The 25315-nt window shown below is 62.7% G+C and carries 19 protein-coding genes; 14 read left to right on the top strand and 5 right to left on the bottom strand.

Features of this window, described 5'->3' with window-relative positions; all coding sequences use genetic code 11:
* Positions 1-21: 21 nt before the first annotated feature.
* The 8 genes from yidC (at position 22) to AC6UAL_RS06685 (ending at position 13063) form a co-directional block, all read left to right on the top strand.
* Positions 22-1965: a membrane protein insertase YidC gene (yidC, locus tag AC6UAL_RS06720; protein ID WP_500682607.1), complete on the top strand. Its 1944-nt coding sequence runs from the start codon at positions 22-24 to the stop codon at positions 1963-1965.
* A gap of 198 nt (positions 1966-2163) precedes the next feature.
* Positions 2164-3006: an aldo/keto reductase gene (locus AC6UAL_RS06715; protein ID WP_500682606.1), complete on the top strand. Its 843-nt coding sequence runs from the start codon at positions 2164-2166 to the stop codon at positions 3004-3006.
* 70 nt (positions 3007-3076) lie between these two features.
* A complete protein-coding gene (nadB, locus tag AC6UAL_RS06710; protein WP_500682605.1) occupies positions 3077-4675 on the top strand; it encodes an L-aspartate oxidase in 1599 nt (532 codons plus the stop codon).
* A 111-nt stretch (positions 4676-4786) separates the two neighbouring features.
* A complete protein-coding gene (locus AC6UAL_RS06705) occupies positions 4787-5803 on the top strand; it encodes a hypothetical protein (protein WP_500682604.1) in 1017 nt (338 codons plus the stop codon).
* 25 nt (positions 5804-5828) lie between these two features.
* Positions 5829-6815 carry a dihydroneopterin aldolase gene (locus AC6UAL_RS06700; protein ID WP_500682603.1) on the top strand — a complete coding sequence of 329 codons (987 nt, stop codon included), beginning with the start codon at positions 5829-5831 and terminating at the stop codon, positions 6813-6815.
* 48 nt (positions 6816-6863) lie between these two features.
* Positions 6864-7322, top strand: a complete 459-nt coding sequence (locus AC6UAL_RS06695) for a flavodoxin domain-containing protein (protein ID WP_500682602.1) — start codon at positions 6864-6866, stop codon at positions 7320-7322.
* A 206-nt stretch (positions 7323-7528) separates the two neighbouring features.
* Entirely contained in the window at positions 7529-9685 is a 2157-nt protein-coding gene (locus tag AC6UAL_RS06690) for an efflux RND transporter periplasmic adaptor subunit (protein ID WP_500682601.1), read from the top strand.
* 36 nt (positions 9686-9721) lie between these two features.
* On the top strand, positions 9722-13063 hold the full coding sequence (locus AC6UAL_RS06685; protein WP_500682600.1) for an efflux RND transporter permease subunit: 3342 nt from the start codon (positions 9722-9724) through the stop codon (positions 13061-13063).
* Between the two features lie 249 nt (positions 13064-13312).
* On the opposite strand, the gene AC6UAL_RS06680 is transcribed toward AC6UAL_RS06685, so the two are convergent.
* Genes AC6UAL_RS06680 through AC6UAL_RS06660 form a run of 5 tightly spaced genes read right to left on the bottom strand, consistent with a single transcriptional unit; the run spans position 13313 to position 17805 of the window.
* Positions 13313-14569 carry an NUDIX domain-containing protein gene (locus AC6UAL_RS06680; RefSeq protein WP_500682599.1) on the bottom strand — a complete coding sequence of 419 codons (1257 nt, stop codon included), beginning with the start codon at positions 14567-14569 and terminating at the stop codon, positions 13313-13315.
* A 16-nt stretch (positions 14570-14585) separates the two neighbouring features.
* Positions 14586-15329: a lipoate--protein ligase family protein gene (locus AC6UAL_RS06675; RefSeq protein ID WP_500682598.1), complete on the bottom strand. Its 744-nt coding sequence runs from the start codon at positions 15327-15329 to the stop codon at positions 14586-14588.
* A gap of 16 nt (positions 15330-15345) precedes the next feature.
* A complete protein-coding gene (locus AC6UAL_RS06670; protein ID WP_500682597.1) occupies positions 15346-16341 on the bottom strand; it encodes a PilW family protein in 996 nt (331 codons plus the stop codon).
* 24 nt (positions 16342-16365) lie between these two features.
* Positions 16366-17112, bottom strand: a complete 747-nt coding sequence (locus tag AC6UAL_RS06665; protein ID WP_500682596.1) for a type II secretion system protein — start codon at positions 17110-17112, stop codon at positions 16366-16368.
* A 3-nt stretch (positions 17113-17115) separates the two neighbouring features.
* Complete coding sequence (locus AC6UAL_RS06660) at positions 17116-17805, bottom strand: pilus assembly FimT family protein (RefSeq protein WP_500682595.1); 690 nt, start codon at positions 17803-17805, stop codon at positions 17116-17118.
* 155 nt (positions 17806-17960) lie between these two features.
* Between AC6UAL_RS06660 and AC6UAL_RS06655 the strand changes: the two genes are divergently transcribed.
* The 6 genes from AC6UAL_RS06655 to AC6UAL_RS06630 all read left to right on the top strand — a co-directional run bounded on the left by AC6UAL_RS06655 (position 17961) and on the right by AC6UAL_RS06630 (position 24595).
* Complete coding sequence (locus tag AC6UAL_RS06655; protein WP_500682594.1) at positions 17961-18860, top strand: undecaprenyl-diphosphate phosphatase; 900 nt, start codon at positions 17961-17963, stop codon at positions 18858-18860.
* Positions 18861-19017: 157 nt separating this feature from the next.
* Positions 19018-20316, top strand: a complete 1299-nt coding sequence (gene lepB / locus AC6UAL_RS06650) for a signal peptidase I (RefSeq protein WP_500682593.1) — start codon at positions 19018-19020, stop codon at positions 20314-20316.
* A gap of 49 nt (positions 20317-20365) precedes the next feature.
* Positions 20366-21259: a phytoene/squalene synthase family protein gene (locus AC6UAL_RS06645; protein WP_500682592.1), complete on the top strand. Its 894-nt coding sequence runs from the start codon at positions 20366-20368 to the stop codon at positions 21257-21259.
* Between the two features lie 136 nt (positions 21260-21395).
* Positions 21396-22718 carry a hypothetical protein gene (locus AC6UAL_RS06640; RefSeq protein WP_500682591.1) on the top strand — a complete coding sequence of 441 codons (1323 nt, stop codon included), beginning with the start codon at positions 21396-21398 and terminating at the stop codon, positions 22716-22718.
* 27 nt (positions 22719-22745) lie between these two features.
* The gene (locus AC6UAL_RS06635) at positions 22746-23654 is read left to right on the top strand and encodes a ParB/RepB/Spo0J family partition protein (RefSeq protein ID WP_500682590.1); all 909 of its coding nucleotides are present in this window, start codon (positions 22746-22748) and stop codon (positions 23652-23654) included.
* 11 nt (positions 23655-23665) lie between these two features.
* Positions 23666-24595 (top strand): M28 family peptidase, encoded by a 930-nt coding sequence (locus AC6UAL_RS06630; RefSeq protein WP_500682589.1) that lies wholly within the window; start codon positions 23666-23668, stop codon positions 24593-24595.
* Positions 24596-25315: the final 720 nt, after the last annotated feature.

Raw genomic sequence — 25315 nt, 5'->3', positions numbered from 1 at the left:
TCACTCATCTTTCAGACGCATATGGATAAAAAAGCATGGATCGTGATTACGGCCTGCATTCTCGGTCTGGTGGCCAACTGGTGGTACACCGCCTCGCGGGAGCAGGAGAGAAAGGCGGCTGCGGCGCCCGTTACTCAGGCTCCCGCGCAAGCGGCACCTCAGCAGACGGCGTCCGGCGATGCGGCTGCACCCGCCGCCTCTGCCGCCTCTGCCGCCTCCTCCGGCGCCGCCCCGGCCGCGGGGACTCCGCAGTCGACGCCCGCTCCGGCAGCTGTTTCACTGCCCAAGGTCATTGCGGAACTCGTCTCTCACGATTCGAAGGGCCAAGAAGTCGCCCGCTTCCGCTTCCGAGACATCGGCGGCAGCCTGGAGAGCACGCAGATGGTCGGCAAGGCCGTCAACAGCACGAAGGAGGAGCTCCGCGAGGACGTGCTCATCAACGGCAGCTCGAAGTACGGCGTCGGCACGCTGATGTTCAACCTGAGCAACAACCGCGAGCCCGTGTGGGACAATGCCGTCTACAGCCTCAAGGAGCAGACCGACAAGAAGGTCGTGCTCGAGGCGCGGCTCGGCGCTCTGATCGTCACCAAGACCTACTCGCTCATTCCCGTCGACGAAGGCGATGAAATCGTCGAAGGCTGCGCCTACATGCTGCATTTGGACATCACCGTGCAGAACACCGGTCGCGAGAATCTCGCGTACGGCAACTGGGGCATCTTCGCCGGCACGACCAACCGCATCTCGACCAGCGAGATGCGCAACTACACCTACTTCATCTACCTCGCCGACGACGACTTTGAGAAAGAGGGCGGCGGTACCTTCTCTCACTGGTTCAGCAAAGACGAACTGCGCCGCTACAAGACCGACTACAACAATCTCGAATGGGCAGGCGTGATGAGCCAGTACTACGCCAGCATTATCTGCCCCTCGACGCAGGATCGCACCGACGCCCTCTACATCGCCCCCACGAAGGTGCGCCTTCCCATTACGGGCGAAACGGAAGAGGGGCTCATGCTGGGTCTCGGCATGCCCGAGTTCAGCCTGCCGGCCTCCGACGGGCAGGTGTACCACGCCTTCCGCTTCAACTACGACATCTTCACGGGGCCGAGGCTCAACTCGATGCTCAAGGATATGACCGGCTACGTCCACAAGATTGACTACATCATGGACTACGGCATTTTCTACATCATCAGCAACCCCATGAGCTGGCTCATCAACACCTTCCACGGTTGGTTCGGCAACTGGGGCTGGGCCATCGTCGCCATGACCTTCGTGGTACGCCTGCTCATCTGGCCGCTCTACCGCAAGAGCTACATGAGCATGAAGCGCATGAGCCTGCTGCAGCCCAAGATGAAGGAGCTCAAGGAGATGTACCCCAACGACCAGCAGCGCGTGAGCATGGAGATGATGAAGCTCTACCGCGAGTACGGCATCTCGCCCTTCGGCGGCTGCCTGCCCATGCTGCTCCAGCTGCCCATCTTCCTCTCCTTCTACTACGTGCTGCAGACGGCAGCCGAGTTCCGCGGGGCGCCCTTCCTCGGCTGGGTGACGGACCTGTCGCAGATGGACACGGTCTGCTACCTGCCTCTGGGCTTTTATGATCTGCCGATCAACGTGCTGCCCATCATCATGGCCTTGACGATGATTCTTCAGATGCACATGTCGCCGGCGGCCGGTGACCCGACGCAGCAGAAAATCATGAAGTTCATGCCCCTGGTCTTCTTCCTCTTCTGCTACACCTTCCCGAGCGCACTCGCTCTCTACTGGACGACGCAGAACATCATCTCCATCGGGCAGACTTGGTACATCCGCCGCCTGCCCATGCCCGAGCTCACCAAGGTGGATCCCAAGAAGAAGAAAGGCGGCAAAAAGAGCTTCTTTGAGCGCATGATGGAGGCGCAACAGCAGGCTCTGGCCGAGCAACAGCAGCGGGAGAAGAACATGCGCAACGTCACCCGCAAATAAAGGCAGGAGCGCCGCTTGAGGCAAGTGCGCCCAAGCCGCTCCGAAATTCTCCGCCCGCCGACCGTCCGGTCGGCGGGTTTTTCTTGTCCGGATCGCACGGCGGCGAAAAAGGCTTGAAGCGGCGCGGCGATTATGCTAAGGAAACGGTGCGGCCGTCACGCGTCTTGAGCCGCTTTGACAAGATTCGCTCCTTTGCCCATGAACACACACTTCATCCTCAACAACGGCGTCTCCATCCCCTCCATCGGCTACGGCACCTGGCAAATTGAAAACGGCCCGGCAGCGGTGCAGGCCGTTGCGGACGCCATCAGCATCGGCTACCGCCACATCGACACGGCCGCCTGCTACGGCAATGAAAAAAGCGTCGGCGAGGCCATCGCGCACAGCGGCGTCGCCCGCAGCGAGCTCTTCGTCACGAGCAAGGTCTGGAATACCGAGCGCGGCTACGACAACACGCTGCGAGCCTTCGAGCGCAGCATGAGCGATCTGGCGCTGAGCTACCTCGACCTCTACCTCATCCACTGGCCCGCCTCCGCACACCGCTTCAGCGACTGGCAGCACATCAATGCCGAGACGTGGCGAGCCATGGAGGAGCTGCTGAGCAGCGGCCGCGTGCGCGCCATCGGCGTGAGCAACTTTCTGCCCCACCACCTCGACGCCCTGCTGAGCACGGCGCAAGTGGTGCCGGCCGTCAACCAAATCGAGTTTCACCCCGGCTTCACGCAGCGCGCGTGCGTCACCTACTGCCGCGAGCGCGGCATTCTCGTCGAAGCCTGGTCGCCGCTGGGCTGCGGCCGCATCCTCGAGCATGATATCCTTCGCCGCCTCGCCGAGCGCCACGGCTGCACCCCGGCTCAAATCTGCCTGCGTTGGGCCCTGCAACAGGGCATCCTGCCGCTGCCGAAATCCGCCTCGCCGGAGCGCATGCGCAGCAACCTCGAGCTCCCCGACTTCGAGCTGTCGGCGCAGGACATGCAAGAGCTTGAGGCTATGGACGGTTGCGGCGCCTCGGGGCTGCACCCCGACGCGATCGATTTCTGAGCCGGGCCCCGAGATTCTGCGTGACGAACGGGTGGATCCGTGCTAAAATCTCCCCGCAAGATTTCGCAAGATGATTACATCTGACTTTCTCGTCATCGGCAGCGGCGTCGCGGGACTCAGCTTTGCCCTGCGCGCCGCCGAGCATGGTAAGGTGATCGTTCTCTGCAAGAGCGATCCTCTTGTGTCGAGTTCTGCTAAGGCTCAGGGCGGCATAGCTGCCGTCATGAGCTCGAACGACAGCTTTGAAGAACACATTGCCGACACTCTCGATGCCGGCGCCGGGCTCTGTGATGAAGCCGCCGTTCGCACCATCGTCACGGAAGCTCCCGAGGCCATCCGCGAACTGCTGGCTTGGGGCGTTGACTTCGACCAGGAGAAAGACGGCGAGTTCGAGCTCGGGCGCGAAGGCGGGCACGGCAAGCGCCGCATTCTGCACGCCAAAGACACCACGGGGCTTGAAATCAGCTCGAAGCTTCTGGCCTGCGCGCAGAAGCACCCCAATATCGAGATTCTCGACCACCGCATCGCCATCGACCTCATCACGACGGCCAAACTGGGCTGTGTGACGGAGGATCGCGTGCTGGGCGCCTACGTGCTCAACCCCGCCACGGGAGAGGTGGACATTTTCCGCTGCGACCGCGTCATGCTGGCCACGGGCGGCACCGGCCGCGTCTACATGTACACGACCAACCCGCCGACGGCGACGGGCGACGGCGTGGCGATGGCTTGGCGCGCCGGGGCGAATATCTCGAACATGGAGTTCGTGCAGTTCCACCCCACCACCTTCTACAACCCGAAGAGCAATGATCGCGAGGGGCTCACCTTCCTCATCTCCGAGGCCGTGCGCGGCGAAGGCGGTGTGCTGCGCGGCCCCGACGGGCAGGAGTTCATGCAGAAGTACGACGCGCGCAAGAGTCTTGCGCCGCGCGACATCGTCGCTCGCGCCATCAACAGCGAGATTCTGCGCACCGGCCATCCCTGCATGTATCTGGACATGACGCACAAGCCCAAGGGCTTCATGGCCGAGCGCTTCCCCTACATCTACGAGACCTGCAAGAGCTACGGCGTCGATGCCGAGGTCGACATGATTCCCATTGTTCCGTCCGCGCACTATCAGTGCGGCGGCGTACAGACCGATACGAACGGCCAGACCACGCTGCGCGGGCTTTTCTGCGCCGGAGAATCGGCCTGCACCGGCCTGCACGGAGCCAACCGCCTGGCGAGCAACTCGCTGCTGGAATGCGTCGTCATCACCAAACGCGCCATCGCCTCCATGCTCACGCGCCTGCCGCTGGCGCACAAGATGGAGGAGTACCCCATCCCCGAATGGGTGCACGGCAATAAGGCCGAGCGCGACGATCTGGCCATTCTCTACCACTGCTGGGACGAGGTGCGCCGCACCATGACCGACTACGTGAGCATCGTGCGCACCAACCACCGCCTCCAGCGCGCAGCCACGCGTCTCCGCAACATCAACCGAGAAATCAACGAGTACTACTGGGGCTACCGCGTGACGCCGGAGATCATCGACCTGCGCAACCTCGCGCTCACGGCATCCCTCATCGTCGACTGCGCCATCCGTCGCCAAGAATCGCGCGGTCTGCACTACACGCTCGATGCTCCCGAGAAACTGCCCGTTGCGCGTCCGAGCGTCATTCACAACTGGTAAACTCTCACCGAGGCCGGGGCGGTCGAGCCCCGGCCTCGCCGCCCGCCTTTCCTTCCGCCCTCGCCTCTTCCCGCACTTTCTTCACCCCGACTCCACCGCACATCGGTCGCCATGAAACTCCTCTCCTCGCTCCTCCTGCTCCCGGCCGCAGCCGCCGTCTTCATCCTGAGCCCGGCTGAAAGCGCCGAGATCCGCGGCTCCGGCCGCAGCAGCTCACCGAGCTTCACCACCGGTCGGCAACTCGACCGGGCCACCGGCGATGATGCCGCCAGCAAGCCCAAGCAAAGCAAAAAGCCCGTGCGGCACATGACGCGCGAAGAACTCAGGCGGGAAGCCATCAAAGCCGGCCCCATCAAGCCCACGCTCGATCAAAGCCACCGCACCAACTTCCCCGACCCCAAGACGCTGCCGCAAGACGTGCGCCTCGGCACCATGCCTTGGCACTACGACATCACGGCCACCTACTTCTTCATCGGCGAACTGGCCACGAAAAACAACCCCACGCCCAACACGGCCAGCAGCTGGGACAGCATGTGGGATGACAATTACGGCGGCTACGACGACCCCAACCCCGCCAACCGAGACCCCGTGACCTTTGCGCCGCTGGGCTTCACCCCTCAGCTCAACCCCTTCTACGTTGCCCTGCCCTACAATGACGTCGACCGCGGCGGCCCCAAGCCCGAGGCGGCCCGCGTCATCCCTTGGTATCGGCGCGACAAAGGCGGCAAGTACGAGTCCGTCTGCCGCGGCACCTGGGTGCAGATCTACTACAACGGCAAATACTGCTTTGCTCAGTGGGAGGATTGCGGCCCCTTCCGCACCGATGACTGGGAATACGTCTTCAAGAACGCGCGTCCGAAAAACCACGCCAACAACGCGGCCGGCATCGACCTCTCGCCCGCCGTGCGCGACTACCTCGGCATCAAGGGCGGCATGGCCAAAGTGCACTGGCGCTTCGTCGACTTCTCGCTCGTACCCGGCGGTCCGTGGGCACGCTACGGCAAAGACAACCCCTTCGTCAACCCCTCGCTCAAACATGCCGTGCGGAAATACCAGATAAAAAACCGCATCAGCACGCGGCCGCAGCGCCCGGTGCGCAAAGCCCCGGCGCGCCGCCAAGCCTCCTGAGCCACCGTTGCCTCGCTGACAAGCCATGTTCCGCAATCTCATCTTCGACTGGTCGGGCACCCTCTGCGACGACCTTGCCCTCACCATTGAAGCGACCAACTACGTGCTGGCTCAGTACGGACGCGAGCCGCTGACGACAGAGGCCTTCCGCAACGAATTCCAGCTTCCCTACCCGGGCTACTACGCTTGGAAGACCCCCGAAGCTCGGCTCGAAGACCTCGAAAACCTCTACCGCAAAGCCTTCGATGCCTCGGCGACCGGCGTCACGCTGCTGCCGCACGCGCGAGACTTCATCCGCTACTGCGCCGCCTCGGGCATACGCTGCTTCATTCTCACGAGCATGGATCCGAAGGCTTTTGACTCTCAGGTCAGGGCGCTGGGGCTCTTCCCCTACTTCGAGCACATCCACTCCGGCATCCACAACAAGGAGGAGCACATTCCCCTGCTCATGAAGCAGCACGGCCTGCGCCCCGAAGACACGGCCTTCATCGGTGACATGCAGCACGACATCGACGCCGCGCACCGCGTCGGCATCACCGGCATCGGCGTGCTCACCGGCTACAACAACGCGCAGCAGCTCAGCGCCTCCAAGCCCGACTTCATCGTGCCCGACCTCGCGGCGCTCAAGGGGCTGATGCTGCGGGCCATGGCGGCTCCCGCCCCCGACGAAATACGCATCAACGGGCTGGAGTTCAGCTGCTGCATCGGCGTTCCCGATGAGGAGAGAGCCGAGCCCCAGCGCATCCGCGCCGACATCGCCTTCATTCCGCCCCTGCCTCCGGCCGATATGGAGGATGACATCGAGCACACCATCGACTACGAAGCGCTCTCCCGGCACCTCGTCGCGCTGGCTCAGCAGCAGCCCGTTCGCCTGCTTGAAACGCTCGCCCATCGCTTCGCCCGCAGCATCGTCGAGGATTTCGGAGCCCGCCGCGCCTGCGTCGAGCTGCATAAGTTCATCCTGCCCGATGCGGCTTCCAGCTCCGTGCGGGCAAGCTACCCGGCACGCTGAAACTCCCCCCCGTTTTCCCACCCGCACAAGGTCGAGAGCCTCCCCATCATGGACGTCTACATCATCTACGGCAGCGAAACCGGCAACGCGCAGCAACTGGCCGAGCGCTGCAGCAGCCGACTCAACGAGCTGGGCATCAGCGCGGGCTGCGCCGGCATGGAGGACATCACCCTCGACCTTCTCTCGGCCATGCCGACGCTGCTCATCATCACCAGCACTTGGGGAGAGGGAGACCCGCCGAGCAACGCCGCCGAACTTCACTACCGACCCAGCAAGACCGAGCGGCGCTTCGACAAACTGCACTATGCCGTCTTTGCCATCGGCATGGCCAGCTTCGAACACTTCTGCCAAGCCGGGCGAGACTTCGATGACTTTCTGGCGGCGGCGGGTGCACAGCGCCTTCTGCCCCTCACCACCAGCGATGACCGGGGCGAAGAGGACGTAGAGCCGTGGATCGAGCGCCTCTACCCGCTGCTCCTCGCCCGAAAAGCAGCGCTCGAAGGCTGATTTCGTCAAAAGCTGTGTCATACATTCCCCTTTGCTGTTGACTCCCGCGGGGAATGGAGTTCTAAATGGGTGAGCGGCACCGTTGCCTGCCCGCCCTTCTCGCCGAGCGACGAGCCGGGCGTGCTGACGCACAGCCCGCTTGATTTCACCCGCCGAGCAGAGTACAATGAGCCGGTAAATCTCTCCCCCTCTCACCACACGCACGCATGAATAAAGGAGTTCTGATGGTCATTGCGTTGCTGGCAAGCAGCAGCGCCCTCGCACAAGCCCCCATGGGAGCGGCCCCCTACGTTCAGGTCGATCGAGTCACCACGGGCAAAGACAAAGTCACGCGCCGCAGCATCGGACGCACCGAAGCCATCCGCACCGTGCGCGTCTCCTCCGCCGTCGAAGGCTTCCTCATGGAGCCCCGCTTCAAGGAGGGCGCCGTCGTGAACAAAGGAGACATCCTCTTTGAAATCGACCCGATTCGCTACAAAGCCGCCGTCCAACAGGCAGAAGCCAGCCTCGATGAACTCAGCGCCCGCATCATGCACGCCAGCGCTCGCTGCCGCCGCCTTCAAAGCCTGCAAGAGAGCCACGCCACCTCGCGCGAAGAGACGGAGACCGCCCGCGCCCTGCTCGCCGAGCTGACGGCCAGCAAGGCCGAAGCCGAAGCCAACCTCGTCAAAGCCCGCAAAGACCTCGCCGACTGCACCATCCGCGCCGAAATCACCGGCCGCATCGGCCGCGTCAGCTTCACCGAAGGCAACTACATCACCACCGGCGAAGTGCTCGCGACCATCCAGCAGATGGACCCGATCTACGTCAAATTCCCCCTGAGTCAGAGCGACGTCAACGGCATCTTCCACGGCCCGAAGCGCATCGCCGACGTCGCACGCCCTCAGCTCACCACGGCCACGGGGCGCACCTACCCGAAAGACGGCGTCATCCGCATCGTGGACACGGCGCTGGCCGCCAACACCGACTCCTACAACCTCTGGGCAGAGTTTGAGAACAAAGACGACGTCCTCACCCCGCAGGGCATCGGCGCGCTCACCATCACGCTGACCGACACCGCCATCGTCACCATGGTGCCGCTCACCTCCGTGCAATACGACGCTAACGGCGCCTTCGTCTACGTGCTGGACCAAGACAACCGCGTGCAGCGCCGCGAGGTCATCGCCGGCAACGTCCAAGGGCGCATGCAATCCATCTACAGCGGGCTTGAAGAAGGCGAGGTCGTCATCAGCGACGGCTCGCACAAAACGCGCGTCGGCTCCGTCGTGCGCCCGGTCTTCACCAGCAATGCGGAGACCAAGACCGTCAAGGGCAACACCATGCCGCAGGAAGATGCGCCCACCGCCGTGCGAATCGCCGACGTCATCATGGAGTCGGACACGACGGTGCTCACCTGCGAAGGCTCGCAGGTCGAAGCCATCCGCAAGGTCGATATCCGCCCCCTCGTGCAGGGCCTGCTCATCGAGCAAAGCGTCAACGACGGTGACGTCGTGAAGAAAGGCGACGTCATCTTCCGCATCGACACCGTGCGATACGAAGCCGCCGTCAACGCCGAAAAAGCACGCATCGAACAGCTTGACATCCGCATTGAAGACGCCCGCCGCAAATACGAGCGACAGGAACAACTCGTCAAAGGCGGAGCCTCAAGCGCTGACGAGCGGGACAGCGCCAAAGCCACCCTCGACCAACTCATCGCCCAAAAATCCAGTGCCGAAGCCGCCCTCGTCGTCGCCGAAGATGACCTGAGCCGCTGCACCATGCGAGCCCCGCTCGACTCGCGCATCGGCCGCGTCAGCATCGCGCAGGGCAACTACATCACGGACAAGAAAACCCCGCTGACCACCCTCTACCAGACCAGCCCGATCTACGTGCGCTTCTCGCTGAGTGAAAATGAAGTACTCTCGCACTTCGGCTCCGACAGCCAGCTGCTCAAGATGGCCGATATCAGCCTCGTGACGGCCAACGGCAAACTCAGCGCCGAAAAAGGCGAAGTCAGCTTCTCGGACAACAGCATCAAATCCGACACCGACACGCAAAACTTCTGGGCCACCTTCCCCAACGCCGAACAGCAGCTCCTGCCCGGCGCCGTCGTCACCATCCGCGTGTCCCGCAAGCCCGAGTGCAAAGTCTGCTCGGTACCGCCCGAGGCCATTCTGACCGACACGCGCGGCCGCTACGTCTTCCTGTACCGCGACGGGCGCGCCGTGCTGACGCGCATCCTCTGCGGCAGCTCGACCGCCAGCGGCCGCATTCCCGTCTACGCCGGGCTCGATGCCGACGATCGCGTCATCACCACCAACCTCGCCGATCTTGAAGACGGCAGTCCCGTCGTTGCCCAGCAGCCGGAACAACAACAGCAGTAACCCCCATTCGCTCCCCTCTTTCCCTCCGCTTCGACTATGTTCTCAGAGTTTTTCATTCACCGACCTAAGTTCGCGTTCGTCATCTCCATCCTGATGATGCTCGCCGGCCTCATCTGCATGTCCAAAATGCCGGTGGCCGAGTACCCGGAAGTCTCGCCGCCGACCATCTCGGTGAGCATGAACTACACCGGTGCCAGCGCCGAAGAACTGGCGCAGGTCGTCGCAGCCCCCGTCGAAGAACAAATCGTCGGCATGGATGATTTGCTCTACTATTACTCGAGCTGCAGCAACGACGGCCGCTACTCGCTCACGCTCATCTTTGCCACCGGCACCAACGACGACACCGCCCAGCAGAACGTCTCCAACGCCATCAAGCAGATCGAATCGAAGCTGCCCAGCGAAATCAAACAGACGGGCTACAATGTCCGCAAGCGCTCGGGCGACATGCTCTGCTTCGTCAACTTCCGCTGCGACGAGAACAAGATGTCCGTGCTCGAACTCTCCAACTGGGTTCGCATGAACATCAAAGACCGCGTCTGCGACTTGGACGGCATCTCCAGCGCCGACATCATCCCCAGCCGCAACTACGCCATGCGCATCTGGATGAACGCCACGCGCATGAGTGCCCTCAACATCACACCCGATGACGTCAGACAGGCCATCGAGGCCCAAAACATCCAAGCGGCAGCCGGCTCCGTCGGCTCGCAGGACGAGCAATCCTACGCCACCTTCAAAGTCACCGCCACCGGGCGACTCAAGACCGTTGAGGAGTTCGAAAACATCATCGTCAAATACGGCGATGACGGCCACATCACCAAGATCAAAGACATCGCCACCGTCGAGCTCGGCGCCGAGAAAAACTCCGGCTACAACCGCCTCAACGGGCAGGACGCCGTCGGCATGATCGTCTTCCGAACGAACGACGCCAACGCCATCGACACCGTCAGCGCCCTGCAAAACCTCATGCGGCAGATTGAGCCCACCCTCCCCGACGGCATGGAGTGGAGCATGGGCTATGACCCCACGCAGGCCATCGAGGCCACGATGGAAGAAATCGTCGAGACACTCGTCGTCGCCCTCGTCCTCGTGGTACTCGTCACCTACATCTTCCTGCAGGACTGGCGCGCCACGCTCATTCCGTCCATCGCCATTCCGGTCTCGCTGCTGGGCGCCTTCATGATCATGTACCCGCTGGGCTACACCATCAACGTGCTGACCATGTTCGGTCTGATTCTCGTCATCGGCTCGCTGGTCGACGACGCCATCGTGGTGGTGGAGAACGTCATGCGCCTCATTCAGGAGGAGAAACTCAGCCCGAAAGAGGCCACCATCAAGAGCATGAAGCAGATCACGGGCGCCGTCATCGCCACCACGCTCGTGACGCTGGCCGTCTACGTGCCCATCGCCTTCTACGGCGGCATGGTCGGCGTGATCTACACGCAGTTCTCCGTCACCATGTGCGTGGCGCTCTGCATCTCGACCATCAATGCCCTGACCCTCTCACCGGCTCTCTGCGCGCTCATTCTGCGCCCGGCCAATGCCAAACCGAGCCGCTTGAGCGTGCTCTTCGTGCCCTTTAACTGGTGTTTGAACAAGGCTCGCGCCATCTACATCAAAGGCGCCCGTCTGCTGGTGCGCAACGCATGGCTGACCGTTCTCGTCATGGCCTTCGTCTTTGCCGCCAACTACTTCTACTACGACGGCGCCCCGGCCGCCTGGAACAAGCTCTGGCGCGGCGAAGACGCGGGAACGCCCGCCGCAGCCGCCAAGGGACGTGGCGGGGCTTCGAAGCAGGAAAGCGGCCTGAAATACTTTGACCTGCTCGCCCCCGAACAGCTCAACAGCTCCTTCATCCCGACCGAAGACAAGGGCAACCTCTTCGTCATGGTCAGCATGGAAGGCACCGCCACCGCCAAGCAGCGCACCGACAAGGTGCTGCGCCAGATCGAAGAGCGTCTCTCGCACATTGAAGGCATCCGCGACGTCACGGCGCAAAGCGGCTACAGCTTCGCCAGCGGCTCGGGTGAAAACAGCGGCATGCTCATCATTCAGCTCGACCACTGGGACGAGCGCCAGAGCCCTGACCTGAGCAGCTCCGCCATCGCCCAGAAAGTCAACGCCGCCTGCGCCGACATCCCGCAGGCCACCGTCATCGCCATGACGCCGCCGGCCATTCAGGGTCTCGGCATCACCGGCGGTATCTCTATGGTGCTCCAAGTCAGCGGCGACGCCACGCCGCAGGATCTCGGCAACATGGTCAAAGAGGTTCAGGCTCGCCTGCGCGCCCGCACCGACCTCGTCGCCAACACGCGCTGTGAGTTCGACGCCGACATCCCGCAGGTGCACCTCGACATCAACCGCGATAAGGCTCAGGCCCTCAAGGTGCCCGTGAGAACCATCTTCACGACCCTGCAGAGCATCATGGCCTCTTCGTACATCAACGACTTCACGCTCAACGGCTTCAACTTCAAGGTCATGATTCAGGGCGCCACGCCGGACCGCCGCACGGCCGACGACATCCTCAACCAGATGGTGCGCAGCGACACGGGCGACATGGTGCCGCTCTCCGCCCTCTGCACGCTCTCCTACCGCATGGGTCCGTCCAACTACGGCCGCTTCCAGCAGTACATGAGCGCCGACATTGACGTCACGGCCGCTCAGGGCGTCGGCTCGGGTCAAGTCATGGATCTCATCGAAGAAATCGTCGCCGACATCAACAATGAGGAACGTGCCGCCGGCCGCGACCGCCAGTGGATGGTCAGCTGGAAGGCCCTCTCGTACCAAGAGCGCGCCAACGAGGGCAAGATCGGCCTGCTCATCGGTCTGGCGCTGATGTTTGCCTACCTCTTCCTCGTGGCTCAGTACGAGAGCTGGACGACGCCGGTTCCGGTGATTTTCTCCGTGAGTGTTGCAACGCTCGGTGCGCTCATGGGCGCCCAACTCTGCGGGCTGACGCTCTCGATTTACGTGCAGCTGGGCATCCTGATGCTCATCGGTCTCGCCTCGAAGAACGCCATTCTCATGGTGGAGTTCAGCAAGGAGGAACATGAGCAGGGCGTGCCGATCCGCGAAGCCGCCATCCGAGGCGCCAACATGCGCTTCCGCGCCGTGATGATGACGGCCATCTCGTTCATCATCGGCGTTTTCCCGATGGTCGTCGCCACGGGCTCGGGTGCCGCCAGCCGTCAGGAAATCGGCATCACGACCTTCAGCGGCATGTTGCTCGCTACCTGCTTCGGCATTTTCACCGTGCCCGCGCTCTACGCGATCTTCGCTCGCATGCGCGATGCCACCGTCTCGTTCTTCACCGGCAGGAAGCTCCGCAAGGAGGAGAAGGAGCAGGCGGCACAGCAAAACAGCGCCGATCAGCAAGCCTGATTTCCGCCCGAGGCAGCGGCGAGCTCCGGCGGAGCTCCCCTGCCCCGTCAACAAAAAGGCTGAGCCTCTCGCGAGAGGCTCAGCCTTTTTGTCGGCACCCGGAGTCGGCACCGAGAGTCGGCACGCGCCCCGCGCGGTTCGCATGCCCGCCTTCTCCAAGGGAGCCCGGCGCCGCAGCATCGGCACACGCGCCAAGCAGATGGCGCCACCCCTTGCGGGCAGACGGCAGGTTAAGCCACGCCCCCGCCCTCAAACAGAACCGAAGGCCTCCAGCACGGCACGCACGCAGACCAAATTGCGATACCACTTGCGGGCAGACGGCAGGATAAGCCAATCCTCCGCCCTCATGAGACGCGCCGCCCAAGCCTCCGCCCTCGCCCGTGACGCAAGCTCGGCTTCCTCATCCTCCTGCGCATCGGCATTCAGATAGACGCGCAGCAGACGCAGCCCGCGTGCGCGCAAGGCGGCCTCGGCGTCCTCCAGCTCATGCAAGGCGGCACGCAGGTGGTCGGGAAGGCTCACGGCATCCGGGCAGCCGAGAGCCGTCAGCTCTTGCAGCAGCTCGTCATACGGACTGTTGAGCAGCATGAGCACCTGCCCCGGCGCCGGAGCAAGAGCCCGAAAACGAGCCGTCAGCGAAGCCTCACCCGGCGCAGGACGAGCTTCCGCTGTCGCCAGACGCAGCGGATCAAGGCAGCGCCCCAGTCGGCGCAGCATCCCCCGCCGCCCCGCACCCGGCAAACTCAGCGGCAGCACAACCAGCGCTTCACCGCGCTCCGCAGCCCGAGCCTGAACATCCTGCAACTCCAGCTGCGCATCCGCAAACTGATCCTCGGCCTCCTCCTTGCCGCCGCCGAAAAGCGAGAGATCATCGCGTGCGCCGAAATCCGGCAGCTCTCCGGCCACACTCAGATAGCGCCGCGTGCGACAGCACGCCGACCAATAAGCCTCGAGCTCCGCCATCGAAGCTCCCTTGCCCGCCGACGACTCCGAGACCGCCGACGACTCCGAGACCGACGACTCCAAGACCGACTCCGGAAAAAAATGCTCCAGCACCCGAGCGACCACCTTGCGCTTGAACGACACGAAAGCCTCGGCCTGCAACAGCGGCCAAGGCAGCGGCAGCAAGCTCACGAACTCCTTGTGCGACGGCGGCTGCTGAGCCGACAAAAGCCCCTCGTAGCGCAGCAGGAAATAAGTCTGCTCCTGCCCCCTCCAGCGGGCACTCTTTCGGTTCTTGTCGCGGTAGCGATAGCGCAACCCGCCGAAGCGAGCCACGGGGCGCAACTTGTCGGCATCGACGCCGGTCTCCTCGCGCAACTCGCGCAGCACCGCCTCCAGCATGCACTCGCGACGTTCAACCCCGCCCTGCGGGAAATGATAATGGCGGCTGCGCTCCCCCGTCACCCCGAGCAAAACGCGCCCCGCCTCATCGACCACAAGCGCCGCCACGTTCCGCCGCCAGCGCTCCGCCGCCGCCTCGCCCGACTTTGCTTGCTGCGCCATAGCCCTCCATTCCCCCTCACCTCGGAGTCTGTCGCCGACGGCCGTGAGACTCATCCGCCCACTCCTGAGTCAGATACTTGCTGCGGCAGAGCTCATCGAGCTGAGCGCCAAAACCCGGCCAAGGCTCTTCGCCGTAGACAGGCTGCACCTCCTCGGCCAGAGCCGCCGCCAGCCGCGCCTCCCAGCCCGTCGACGGCACACAGCCTTGCACCAGCCCCTGATGCAGCACGGCACCGCGGTGCCGCCGCTGCCCCGCCCCGGCCAGCTTGTGCCCGGCAGCATCCGTAATATCGCTCTCAACCGGGCTGGCCCAGCACGAGCGCCCGCCGTCCGGCGCATCACTCGCCAGCAACTCACAGGGCACGCCGCTCGCGCGCAGCGCCTGCGCCAGCGCCCCGTGAATCCAGCGATACAGCTCGCGGCTGGGCGCATACATGCGGCCGTCGGCCGGAGCCGGCAGCGTCAGCGTGTACGTGTACCCGTGGCGGTGGTCGACAATACCGCCGCCAGTCCAGCGGCGAATGTACTCAATCCCCTCCCCGGGAAACAACTTGGCCGCCACCTGCACCGTATCAAAATAGCCGAAACTCACCGCCGGACGCGCCCAATCATAAAAGCGCAGCCACGCCTCCGGCCGCTGAGAAAGCAACTCGTCCGCCGCCATGTTGGCGTAGCCGTCGCGGGGCAGCGGATCGCGCCAAAATCGGAGCCTTGGCAGCGAAGCGCAGGGAATCAGCGAAGAGCGCGGAGCATCGGCCATAGGACGGGAGTGTGCATCAAAGCGGCTGAGGTACCGACACCATGCGGCTGAACGAGCGCGTGTACTTCGAGATGAACTCCGCCGGATTCGGGGCACGGCGACGGCCCAGACGAATCTGCTCAGCCAGCTGCACACCCTCCTCCGTCAGCACCGTAATCGAGATATTCGCCGACACGATGCGCGCATTCTCGTACACCTTGCCGCCCACCTTCACGCAATTGCCGTAAACACCCACCTCTTGACCGGCCCCCTCACCTTTCGTCGTAATCACGGGAACCGTCACGTAATCGTAATCCGCCGAGCCCGAGCGAACATCCGCCTTGCCCTTGGCGTACTGAATCGTGAAGAGCACATTCATCTCCAGCACGTTCTCGCAGAGGAAGAAATCCTTGTCATTCTTGCCGAAAGCATCGTAGCCCGACTTGAGATTCTTCAGCCCCAGCAACTTGTCGAAAGTATCGTTGGGCGGAACCACCTGACGGTACAGAGAGAACAGCGGGAACGCGCCGTCGGAGGCATTCGGATCTTCATCGCCGGAGATGTCCAGGAAGTGATCGCGATACAGCAGGCGGTAGCCGACGGCACTCACATCGCCGCGAGTCTCCTCATTCTGAGAACGCGCGTTGCGGTAATTGCGGCGCAGGCGTTCGCTGCTGCTGACCGAGGGGTTGCGATCGGGAGCGCAGGCAAAGAAGATGCACTGCACCGAGCGCGGAATCTTCATCCCGCGAGGCCCCTTGATCGGCTTTTTGTCAACATTGGCGTAGAGCCACTGGTACTCGTTGTCGCCGGCGCGCATCTGAAACGACTCCAGATCATGAGCCACCGCCTCCAAGGCAAAACGAGCACTCGACGACGTACTCACATCCTCGCGCACCTTGCCCCAGAGGTCCAGCCCCTGAATCGTCATCTGCATAATGCCGAACACCAGCAGTGACGTCACAGCCAGCGCCACCATCAACTCAATGAGCGTAAAGCCCCTGCGCAGCCCAGACCTAAAAACGTTCTTCATGATCATTCAAATGGATTTCAAATCTCACAGGCGGAAAGACATATTCGTCGAGAAACTCGGCGTACCGAGCTGCGCCCAGCTGCGCCCCTTGTAGCGAGCCGGATTCTTCGGCTGCATCAGGAAGAAATCCGCCCGGAAAAACACCGCAGCGCCGGACAAGTCGCGCGAGCTCTCCTTGGTGATATAGCCCTCCGCATTGGAACCGCCCTTAATCATCCCCGGGCGATCGGCAGGAGAAAACCCGCCCTTGCCGTCGTATACCAGCTGCGTCATGCGCACGACATACACCGGGCCGACCGCATCCGGAATAAACTTACTGTAGCGCGTGTCATCCATCGGGCAAGCCACCGAAATCAGCGTCGAACTGTTACCGGGCAAATTGCGCCCGCCTTGCAAAGCCGGATAAATACCGTCCTGAGCCTTCTTCGACGTATCCGCGCGATACGAGAAAATGACAACGGCCGTCTCAGGCTTCTTGCTGGCCTGCAACCAGTCGAAAGCCTTGTCGAAAGCGCTCACGTAACTTCCCTTGGACGAACGCTTGGCACCCGGTCTGGCCGCCTCGTGGGGCTTGAGCGTGCTCATCTCCGCCCGCAGCACACTCGAAACACTCTCGACATTCTGGCGGCCGAGAGCATCCTGCACCATCTTGCGGGCCGGCACGAAAACCGTCAGGAAAAGCGCGATGAGAATACCCACCAACGAGATCGCCAGCAGCGTCTCGACCAACGTAAAGCCCCTCGCGGGGGAAAGTCTGCGACCGTAATACATGACTCAATTTCTCTGCTCAATCTGCTCCTGAGTGCGCAGGCGCACCGTATTGCCGCTGGGATCCAACACGATACCGCCCTCGAGACCGTCGCTCTCGCGCACAATACCGTCAACACTGTTGCGACCGCTGCCGCGGCGTCCCTGAATCAGCACCAAGCGCTGGCGCTTCGTCTTCTCCCCCGGCTGAGCCTGCGGGTGCACGAAACGCCCCTTCTCGTCAAACTCCGCGTAGATCACCGGAGACTGCCCCCGCTTGGAAATACGCATCAGCGACTCACCGAGCATCGTCTCATCGCCCACGCCGTCAAAGGGTCGACTCAGAGTCGGGCTGAAATACACCCCGGCAGGCAGCAACTCGCCCGCCGAAAGGCTGATCCACTCACCCTTCGAATCGACCTCCGTGCTGTCATCCTTGCGGAAAATCATAATAACCATATAGCGCAGGTGGCGTCCCTCGTCGCGCGGGTCATTCACGATAGCCAGACGCGAATACGTATCATTGCCCTTCGCCAGCGCCTGCGCCTCGTGCACCATAGACTCCAACTGATCCACCGCCGACGTCATACTGCGCCCCTTGCCGGGATCTCGCAGAATGGAGCTCGCCAGCGTCATCATGATCCCCATGATGAGGATGACCACAAGGAGCTCGATGAGCGTGAACCCCCTGAGCAAATTAGCGCGACACGTTTTCATAGACACTCGGTGCGTTATACGGATGCAACGCGACATTATAAATACCACGTTTACCCTCGCGCTTCAACCTTTTTTTGAAGCGCAGCCCCGCGCGAACCCGTTTTTTTTCTTTTTAGGTTGACCTTTTGCATGTTTTACGTTAGTAAGGGTGCGTCATGACATGGTTTGAATCGATCATCATGGGTATCGTAGAGGGTTTGACCGAATTCCTTCCTGTCAGCTCAACCGGGCACCTCATCGTCACCCGCTACCTGCTGCAACTCGGCGAAAGCGACACACTCAAAGCCTTCGAAGTCTGCATCCAAGGCGGTGCCATTCTGGCCGTGTTGGGCCTCTACCGCAAGCGCGTCGGCGAGATGTTCGCCGGGCTGAGCGGCAAATCCGCCGACGGACGCCGCCTGCTCATCAACCTCATCTTGGGCTTCCTGCCCGCCGCCGTCCTCGGCCTCCTCTTCGACGACTACATCAAACAGTACCTCTTCAACGAGAAAACCGTCATGATCACATGGGCCCTGGGCGGCCTCGTCATCCTGCTCTACAGCCGCCACCGCGCGAAACTCGGGCGAGAAGCCTACTTCGGCGGCAAACCCCTCGAACAACTCAGCCCCGGAGGCGCCTTGGGCATCGGCTTCATGCAGTGCATCGCCATGTGCCCCGGCACCAGCCGCAGCCTCATGACCATGCTGGGCGGGCTCAGCGTCGGCCTGAGCATGGCCGCCGCCGTTGAATTCAGCTTCCTGCTCGGCCTCATCACCCTCGGAGCCGCCACCTGCTACGACGCCGTCAAACACGGACAGGACATGATCGAGCAACTCGGCTGGCAGCCCATCATCATCGGCACCGTCGTCGCTTGGATCAGCGCCGTCATCTCCGTGCGCTGGATGGTCGGCTACCTCAACCGCCACGGCCTCGCCTTCTTCGGCTGGTACCGTCTGGCCGCCGCCGCCGTCATGCTCATCCTCATCTGCAAGGGCCTCTCCTTCGACGCGGAAGACGAAGACCCCGCCCCCGACCAACCGGCACAGGCAGCCATCGCCCCCGCCGATCCGGCCTGACCCGAAACGCCGCTTCCCCCGTCACCGTCAGTTCAGAAACATCGGCTTTCCCCCTCCTCGGTCAGCACCGCAACACCGACCCGATCACGCATCGGCCGCCCCTCTCCGAGATAAAGCTTTTCAAAACGCGACAAAAGAGTAAAATAAACGTCGTAACATGACCCTTCGCCGCCAGCTCCTGCGCTACCTCGTCAACCCCGTCGCCGACAACCTCCTCGCTTGGTTCATGCCCAAATGGCGTCGGCGCGGCAGCGAAGCCCTCAGCGCCCTGCGTCGCTACATCAACTACTACCGTCCCCACATCGAAGCCGACAAACTCCGAGAAAACGAAACCTACCGCAAAGACCTCGCAGAAGCCCTCACCCTGTGGGACAAAGCCGAAACCGAGCGCCTCTCCGCCCTCATCCTCGAAGGCCCCTGCAGCGAACAAAAAGGCTTCAAACGCAACCCCTTTGCCGAAGCCATCGAATCCCTCTTCGTCATCCTAGCCATCTTCTTGGGCATCCGTACCTACTTTGCACAGCCCTTCCGCATTCCGACAGGCTCCATGCAGCCCACCCTCAACGGCATCATCATCCACCCCACAGACGACAGCCCCGGCATCGCGCGGCGCGCATGGGATGCCGTCACCCTGGGCAGCTCCTACATCAACGCCGTCGCCGAGAACAAAAAAGCCATCAAAAACATCCGCCAGCAAAGCAAATGGATCCTCTTCACCGAAACCGTCATCACCTTTGACGACGGCAGCGAACTGGCCGTCCCCTGTGCCGAAGGAGCCGTCTACGAATACCTGAGACAGAAAGGCAAATACATCGTCGACCCCTTCATCACCCACCTCGACCCGGCCAAACAACGCGAATTGGAAGCCAAAGGCTGCCTCATCGACCTCAAACACTGCACCATCTCCGTCCCGTACCAACCCGGCGAAACCATCATGCAAGCGCGCATCGACGCCGGAGACATGGTCGTCGTCAACCGCATGGCCTACCACTTCCGCCGCCCCGAGCGCGGCGAAACCTTCGTCTTTGACACCCGCGGCATCAACACCCGCGGCGTGAGCAGCATGACCGAGCAAAGCGCCGGCACCCACTACATCAAACGCCTCTGCGGCCTGCCCGGCGACACCCTCAGCATCGACACACCGCAGCTGCTCATCAACGGCCAACCCGCCACCGAAGCCGGCATCAGCCGCGTCGCCGCCTGCCAACCGCCCTACAACAACGTCGGCTACAACCCCGCCGACAACAACGGGCGCATCCCCTACCTCGGCCGGGGAGACAGCAAAACCCTCCAAAACACCCAAGACCCCAACCTCCGCGAATACGCCGCCCTCGGTGACAACACCGTCAACTCCCTCGACTCGCGCTACTGGGGCCCCGTCAGACAATACAACATCATCGGACCGGCCGCCTTCACCCTCTGGCCCTTCAGCACCCACTGGGGCAACATCGACTAAGCCCGCCGCCCCAACAGCCCACCCCACCCCGGCAACACCGGAACGCAACATGGCCGAGTCAGAAACCATCACGCGCAACGCCAAATCAAACCTCGCCTTCACCCTCATGAACCTGCCGGTGGAGAAGCGGATACGCATGGCGCAATTCTACGCCTTTTGCCGACTCATCGACGACATCGTCGACGAACCCGGCATGACCCCCGACATCAGACACGCCGCCCTCGACCGCTGGCGCGACCTCATCACCGGCAAAGCCCAAGCCTCAGAAGGCATCGAAAGCGAAATCGTCGACCTCGTCACCCAACTTCGGCTCGACACCGCCCCCATGCTCGAACTCATCGAAGGCTGCCGCTGCGACATCAACCCCGTACAACCCGCGACCCGCGAAGACCTCCTCGCCTACGCCTACCGCGTCGCCTCCTGCGTCGGCATCACCAGCGCCACCGTCATGGGCGCCAGCAGCCAAGCCAACGACTACGCCATCGCCCTGGGCTACGCCCTGCAACTCGTCAACATCCTGAGAGACATCGCCGAAGACTGGCGGAAACACCGGCGCATCTACCTGCCGGCAGCAGACATGCAACTCTTCGGCGTCACCACCGACGACATCCGGCAGCAAAACTGCAACTACCGCATGCGCACCCTGCTCGCCTACGAAGCCGCCCTCGCCGAAAAATACTTTGCCGAAGCCGAAGACCTCTACCAAAACCTCAACGTCGACGACCGCAACGCCCTCATCCCGGCGCAAGCCATGAGCCTCATCTACCACAACATCCTCGAAAAAATGCGCGACGACGAATACAGAGTCTTCGAGCGGCGATACAGCGTCAACAACTTCCGCAAACTCTGGCTCCTCCTGCGCGCGCGACTGGGCACCGTTGAACTGCCAAGCTTCCCCAGCATCAGCGAATGGAGCTTCTTCAACAACCGCAAAGACAACTGACAAAGCCCGGCGAAACCCTGCCGACACCTCCAACGCCCCCCGGCGGCAGGCAACAACCCTTGACATCTGCGCGATAACAAGGCAGAATGTCCTGCGTTAACACGCGCGAAACAGCAGCCGCCACACACACCACGCCATGAACAGCCTCATCATCCGCAGCGCCCTGATTATCAGCGCATCCACCCTCCTTCTCAACTCCTGCGGCGACGACCGGAGCGAAAAGCCCGACACCGCCCCCGGCAAAAGTAACACCGCCGCCGGCAGCTCGGCCCCCGCCCCCGCCCCCCCGGCAGAACTCAGCAGCGAAACCATCGCCGCCTGGGCAGCCCCCATCCTCAACCTCGACAGCGTCGCGGAACTGATCAGCATCGAACCCGGCCCCCCCGACGCCCGCGGCTACCGATACTGCAAACTCACCTACACCATCAAAGAAAACCGCTACAGCAAAGACTTCGCCCCCGAAGAACTCAACAGCGAGCGGCAACTCATCAACGAATCGGCCAACCGCGCCATGCGCCCCGAATCGCACTACCTCATGCAAATCGGAGCCCCGGCCGAATACATCAAAGACGAAGATCGGCAAGCCAAACCCCTCCCTGAAAACCTGCAACAACAACTCAGCAGCATGACCGAGCTCGCCATGCCCTCCGTCTACACCCTGAGGCACGAAAGCGGCAGCAAACTCGTCATCCCCATCCGATTCCGCGCCGAACAAAACGGCGGAGAGTGGCAACTGAGCGAATTCGCCTTTGACGGCGCCGACCTCACCCGCGAACTCGACTTCAGCAACACCATCCCCCAAAGCAAACTCCCCGAAAACCCCAACATCCTCACCCCCGAATTCATCGAAGCCCGCAAAGCCGAAATCCGAGCCAAAGCCGACACCTTCAACCGCGACATCGCCGCCCTCATCACCGAGCGAGAAACCGCCGCCCGAGCCAGCCTCGTCCAACGCGAAGCAGCCGTTGAAGAAGAAGCCCGCCGGGCCGCCGCCCAAGCCGCGGAAAACCAAGCCCGAGCCGACGAACTCCGTCAAGCCTGCCAAAAAGCCCTCGCCGCCGACACCGTCTACACCGGCGAATGGACGCGCGACAAACGCTTCGGCCAACTCAGCCTGCATATCAGCGAAGTCAGCACCCATGACGACGCCCTGCAATTCTTCGGCGAAATCAGCGACCCGAAAATCCCCGGCAGCAACGTCCACATCGAAGGCCGCTGCGCCTACAGCCGCGACGAAGAAAACCGCTACACCGTCCGCATCACCATCTACGACGGCTTCTACGACCCGAACCAGCCCACCGCAGAAGTCTATGACGCCAAAGACGGCTACATGGAACTCAAACTCGACGACAACGGCAAACTCAGCGGCACCATGAGCTGCGTCGCCTGGCAAGACAACCCGGCCAAAACCTTCAGCATCAACCTGAGCAAAGAAACCCCCGGAAAAAAGCGCAAGTAAAGCCCCTGCCGGCCACCCTCTACCGCCATGCCCAAACCCGTCTTAGGAAAAGGCCTCAGCGCCCTCATCTCACGCAAACCCGAGCACAAAGCCCAGCCAAGCCCCGAAACAAGCGGAGCCCCGGCTGAAGAAAGCGGCGAGCGCATCATCCAGGCAAAAGCCAACGACATCCAAGCCTCCCCCTTTCAACCCCGCCGCAAATTCAGCGACGAACAAATTCGCGAACTTGCAGACTCCATACGCGAACGCGGACTCATCCAACCCCTCATCGTCCGCATCGTCAACGGCAAATACGAACTCATCGCCGGCGAACGACGCCTCCGAGCCATCAAAAGCCTCGGCATCGAAGACGTCTCCGTCGTCATCCACCAAGCCAGCGACCAAGAAGTTGCGGAACTCACCCTCATCGAAAACCTCCAGCGAGAAGACCTCAGCCCCCTCGAAGAAGCCGAGCAATACCGCGTCCTACTCACCCGCTTCAACATGAAGCAGGAAACCATCGCGCGCCACGTCGGCAAATCGCGAGCCCTCATCGCCAACATGGTGCGACTGCTCGAACTCGAAGAAGACGTCAGAGAACTCCTTGAAGAAAGCAAAATCACCGTCGGGCACGCCAAAGTCCTACTCCAACTCAAAGACCCCGCCCGGCAAATCAGCGCCGCCCAACGCGTCGTCAGCCACAGCCTCACCGTAAGGCAAACCGAGCAACTCGTACGCAAAATCCTCAACCCCGAACCCGCCCCGCAGCCCAAAGACACCCAGCTTCCCGAAGCCTACCGTCAAATCTGCAACGAACTCTCGCGCGAATTCGGCACCCGCGTCAACATCGCCCTCAAAGGCAAAAGCAACGGCATCATCGAAATCCCCTACAGCGGCAAAGACGAACTCGAACGCATCCTGCAACTCTGCGGCATCAGCTCCGCCCACCTCAGCTGACCCGGCACACCATGCACCGCCACCTCACCCGGCACCTCACCCGGCACCTCGTCCCCCTGCTTGCGCTCACCCTTCTGAGCCACTGCAACGACAAAAGCCGGCCCCCTGCCCCCATCCCGAGCAGCCTGAGCGAAAGCGACTACTCCGGGCAGCGCGCCTACGAACACTGCCGCGCCCTCTGCGCCCTCGGCCCGAGAACCAGCGGCAGCCCCGCCTACGAACAGCAACTCAGCTACCTTGAACAGCAACTGCAAAAAGCAGGCTGGCAAACCGAGCGACACCACTTCAGCGGCCCGAACGGACTCCCATTCACCAACCTGCGCGCCACACACGGCAACGAACCAAACCGCACCCGTCCCCTACTGCTCAGCTGCCACATCGACACCAAACGCGGCATCCCCAACTTCATCGGAGCCGACGACGGAGCCAGCGCCGCCGCCGCCCTCCTTGAAATCGCCCGCTGCCTCCCGCAGCAACAACCCGGGCGCTGCGGCCAAATCGAACTCCTCTTCTTTGACGGCGAAGAATCCATCGCCCCCCGCATGAGCGACAGCGACGGCCTCTATGGCTCCAAACACGACGTCGCGCGCCGGGCAAACAACCTTCCCCGCTGGCAAATCAACCTCGACATGGTCGGCGGGCGCGACAAAGAAATCGGCGTCCCCCTGGGCGACACCCCTGAAAGCATGCTCATGCAATACGAACTAGCCGTACGCACCCTCAACCTCGACAACCGCCGCTGGAGCATCGCACCGACCAGCTACCTCGACGACCACCGTCCCTATGCAGACGCGGGAGTCGCCACCCTCAACCTCATCGCCCGCTTCCAGCAAGGCGGCTGGTGGCACACCGAACGAGACAACCTCGAGCGCATCTGCCCGGACTCCCTGCACGAAACCGGACTCATCGTTCTGCAACTCATCCGCCAACTCATCCCCTGAAGCAGCGCGCCACGGCGTGCGGCTGCGTGCGTCGGCACAGCCAGGCGGGTGGCTCCGTGCGCCAGCACAAAAAAACCTGCGCGAAGCGCGCACAAAAGACAGCCTGCAAGCTCAGCTTGCCGCGGGTAGGAGTCCGAGGGAGGGGCGCGCAGCCACTCCCTCGGGGGCCGTGAGCGAAGCGAACGGCTGCGGCAGGAGCGCGCAGCAAGCGCGCACACGGCGTGCGGCTGCATGCGAGAGCACAAAAAAGACAGCCTGCAAGCTCAGCTTGCCGCGGGTGGGAGTCCGAGGGAGGGGCGCGCAGCCCCTACCCTCGGGGAGCCGTGAGCGCAGCGAACGGCTGCGGCGGGAGCGCGCAGCAAGCGCGCACACGGGCGGATGGCTGCGTGCGCCAGCACCAAACACCTGCGCGAAGCGCACACGCGCGCGAAGCGCGCAGCCCCACGCCCCGGCAGCCCCCCACAAAAAAACCGAGGGAGAAAGGGAACACCCCCTCCCTCCCCCGGGAAACAAGCGGGAAGCGGAACCCGCACCCACTCACAGCCCTCAGAAGCGCAAGCGGTAACCCACCGACGCATCCACCGAACTGTACTCGCGGTAAAACTCCGCGCTCACATCCGCGAACACGGAACCGCAGCCCTCACCCAGCGGCACCGACACACCCGCGCCCAACTCCACGCCAAACACACCCACCTGCGCCGACTCCACCGCCGCGCGACC

Origin of the sequence: Candidatus Parakkermansia intestinigallinarum, from assembly GCF_944389695.1 — a bacterium.
GTDB lineage: Bacteria > Verrucomicrobiota > Verrucomicrobiia > Verrucomicrobiales > Akkermansiaceae > Akkermansia > Akkermansia intestinigallinarum.
This window is presented reverse-complemented; position numbering and strand designations above follow the sequence as displayed.

Excerpts from the sequence above, each read along its gene's own strand:
- nadB (WP_500682605.1), top strand. The coding sequence starts at position 3,077 with ATGATTACATCTGACTTTCTCGTCATCGGCAGCGGCGTCGCGGGACTC.
- AC6UAL_RS06645 (WP_500682592.1), top strand. The coding sequence starts at position 20,366 with ATGGCCGAGTCAGAAACCATCACGCGCAACGCCAAATCAAACCTCGCC.
- AC6UAL_RS06630 (WP_500682589.1), top strand. The coding sequence starts at position 23,666 with ATGCACCGCCACCTCACCCGGCACCTCACCCGGCACCTCGTCCCCCTG.
- AC6UAL_RS06700 (WP_500682603.1), top strand. The coding sequence starts at position 5,829 with ATGTTCCGCAATCTCATCTTCGACTGGTCGGGCACCCTCTGCGACGAC.
- AC6UAL_RS06640 (WP_500682591.1), top strand. The coding sequence starts at position 21,396 with ATGAACAGCCTCATCATCCGCAGCGCCCTGATTATCAGCGCATCCACC.
- AC6UAL_RS06705 (WP_500682604.1), top strand. The coding sequence starts at position 4,787 with ATGAAACTCCTCTCCTCGCTCCTCCTGCTCCCGGCCGCAGCCGCCGTC.
- yidC (WP_500682607.1), top strand. The coding sequence starts at position 22 with ATGGATAAAAAAGCATGGATCGTGATTACGGCCTGCATTCTCGGTCTG.
- AC6UAL_RS06675 (WP_500682598.1), bottom strand. The coding sequence starts at position 15,329 with ATGGCCGATGCTCCGCGCTCTTCGCTGATTCCCTGCGCTTCGCTGCCA.
- AC6UAL_RS06660 (WP_500682595.1), bottom strand. The coding sequence starts at position 17,805 with ATGAAAACGTGTCGCGCTAATTTGCTCAGGGGGTTCACGCTCATCGAG.
- AC6UAL_RS06715 (WP_500682606.1), top strand. The coding sequence starts at position 2,164 with ATGAACACACACTTCATCCTCAACAACGGCGTCTCCATCCCCTCCATC.
- AC6UAL_RS06685 (WP_500682600.1), top strand. The coding sequence starts at position 9,722 with ATGTTCTCAGAGTTTTTCATTCACCGACCTAAGTTCGCGTTCGTCATC.
- AC6UAL_RS06665 (WP_500682596.1), bottom strand. The coding sequence starts at position 17,112 with ATGTATTACGGTCGCAGACTTTCCCCCGCGAGGGGCTTTACGTTGGTC.
- lepB (WP_500682593.1), top strand. The coding sequence starts at position 19,018 with ATGACCCTTCGCCGCCAGCTCCTGCGCTACCTCGTCAACCCCGTCGCC.
- AC6UAL_RS06680 (WP_500682599.1), bottom strand. The coding sequence starts at position 14,569 with ATGGCGCAGCAAGCAAAGTCGGGCGAGGCGGCGGCGGAGCGCTGGCGG.
- AC6UAL_RS06690 (WP_500682601.1), top strand. The coding sequence starts at position 7,529 with ATGAATAAAGGAGTTCTGATGGTCATTGCGTTGCTGGCAAGCAGCAGC.
- AC6UAL_RS06635 (WP_500682590.1), top strand. The coding sequence starts at position 22,746 with ATGCCCAAACCCGTCTTAGGAAAAGGCCTCAGCGCCCTCATCTCACGC.
- AC6UAL_RS06655 (WP_500682594.1), top strand. The coding sequence starts at position 17,961 with ATGACATGGTTTGAATCGATCATCATGGGTATCGTAGAGGGTTTGACC.
- AC6UAL_RS06670 (WP_500682597.1), bottom strand. The coding sequence starts at position 16,341 with ATGAAGAACGTTTTTAGGTCTGGGCTGCGCAGGGGCTTTACGCTCATT.
- AC6UAL_RS06695 (WP_500682602.1), top strand. The coding sequence starts at position 6,864 with ATGGACGTCTACATCATCTACGGCAGCGAAACCGGCAACGCGCAGCAA.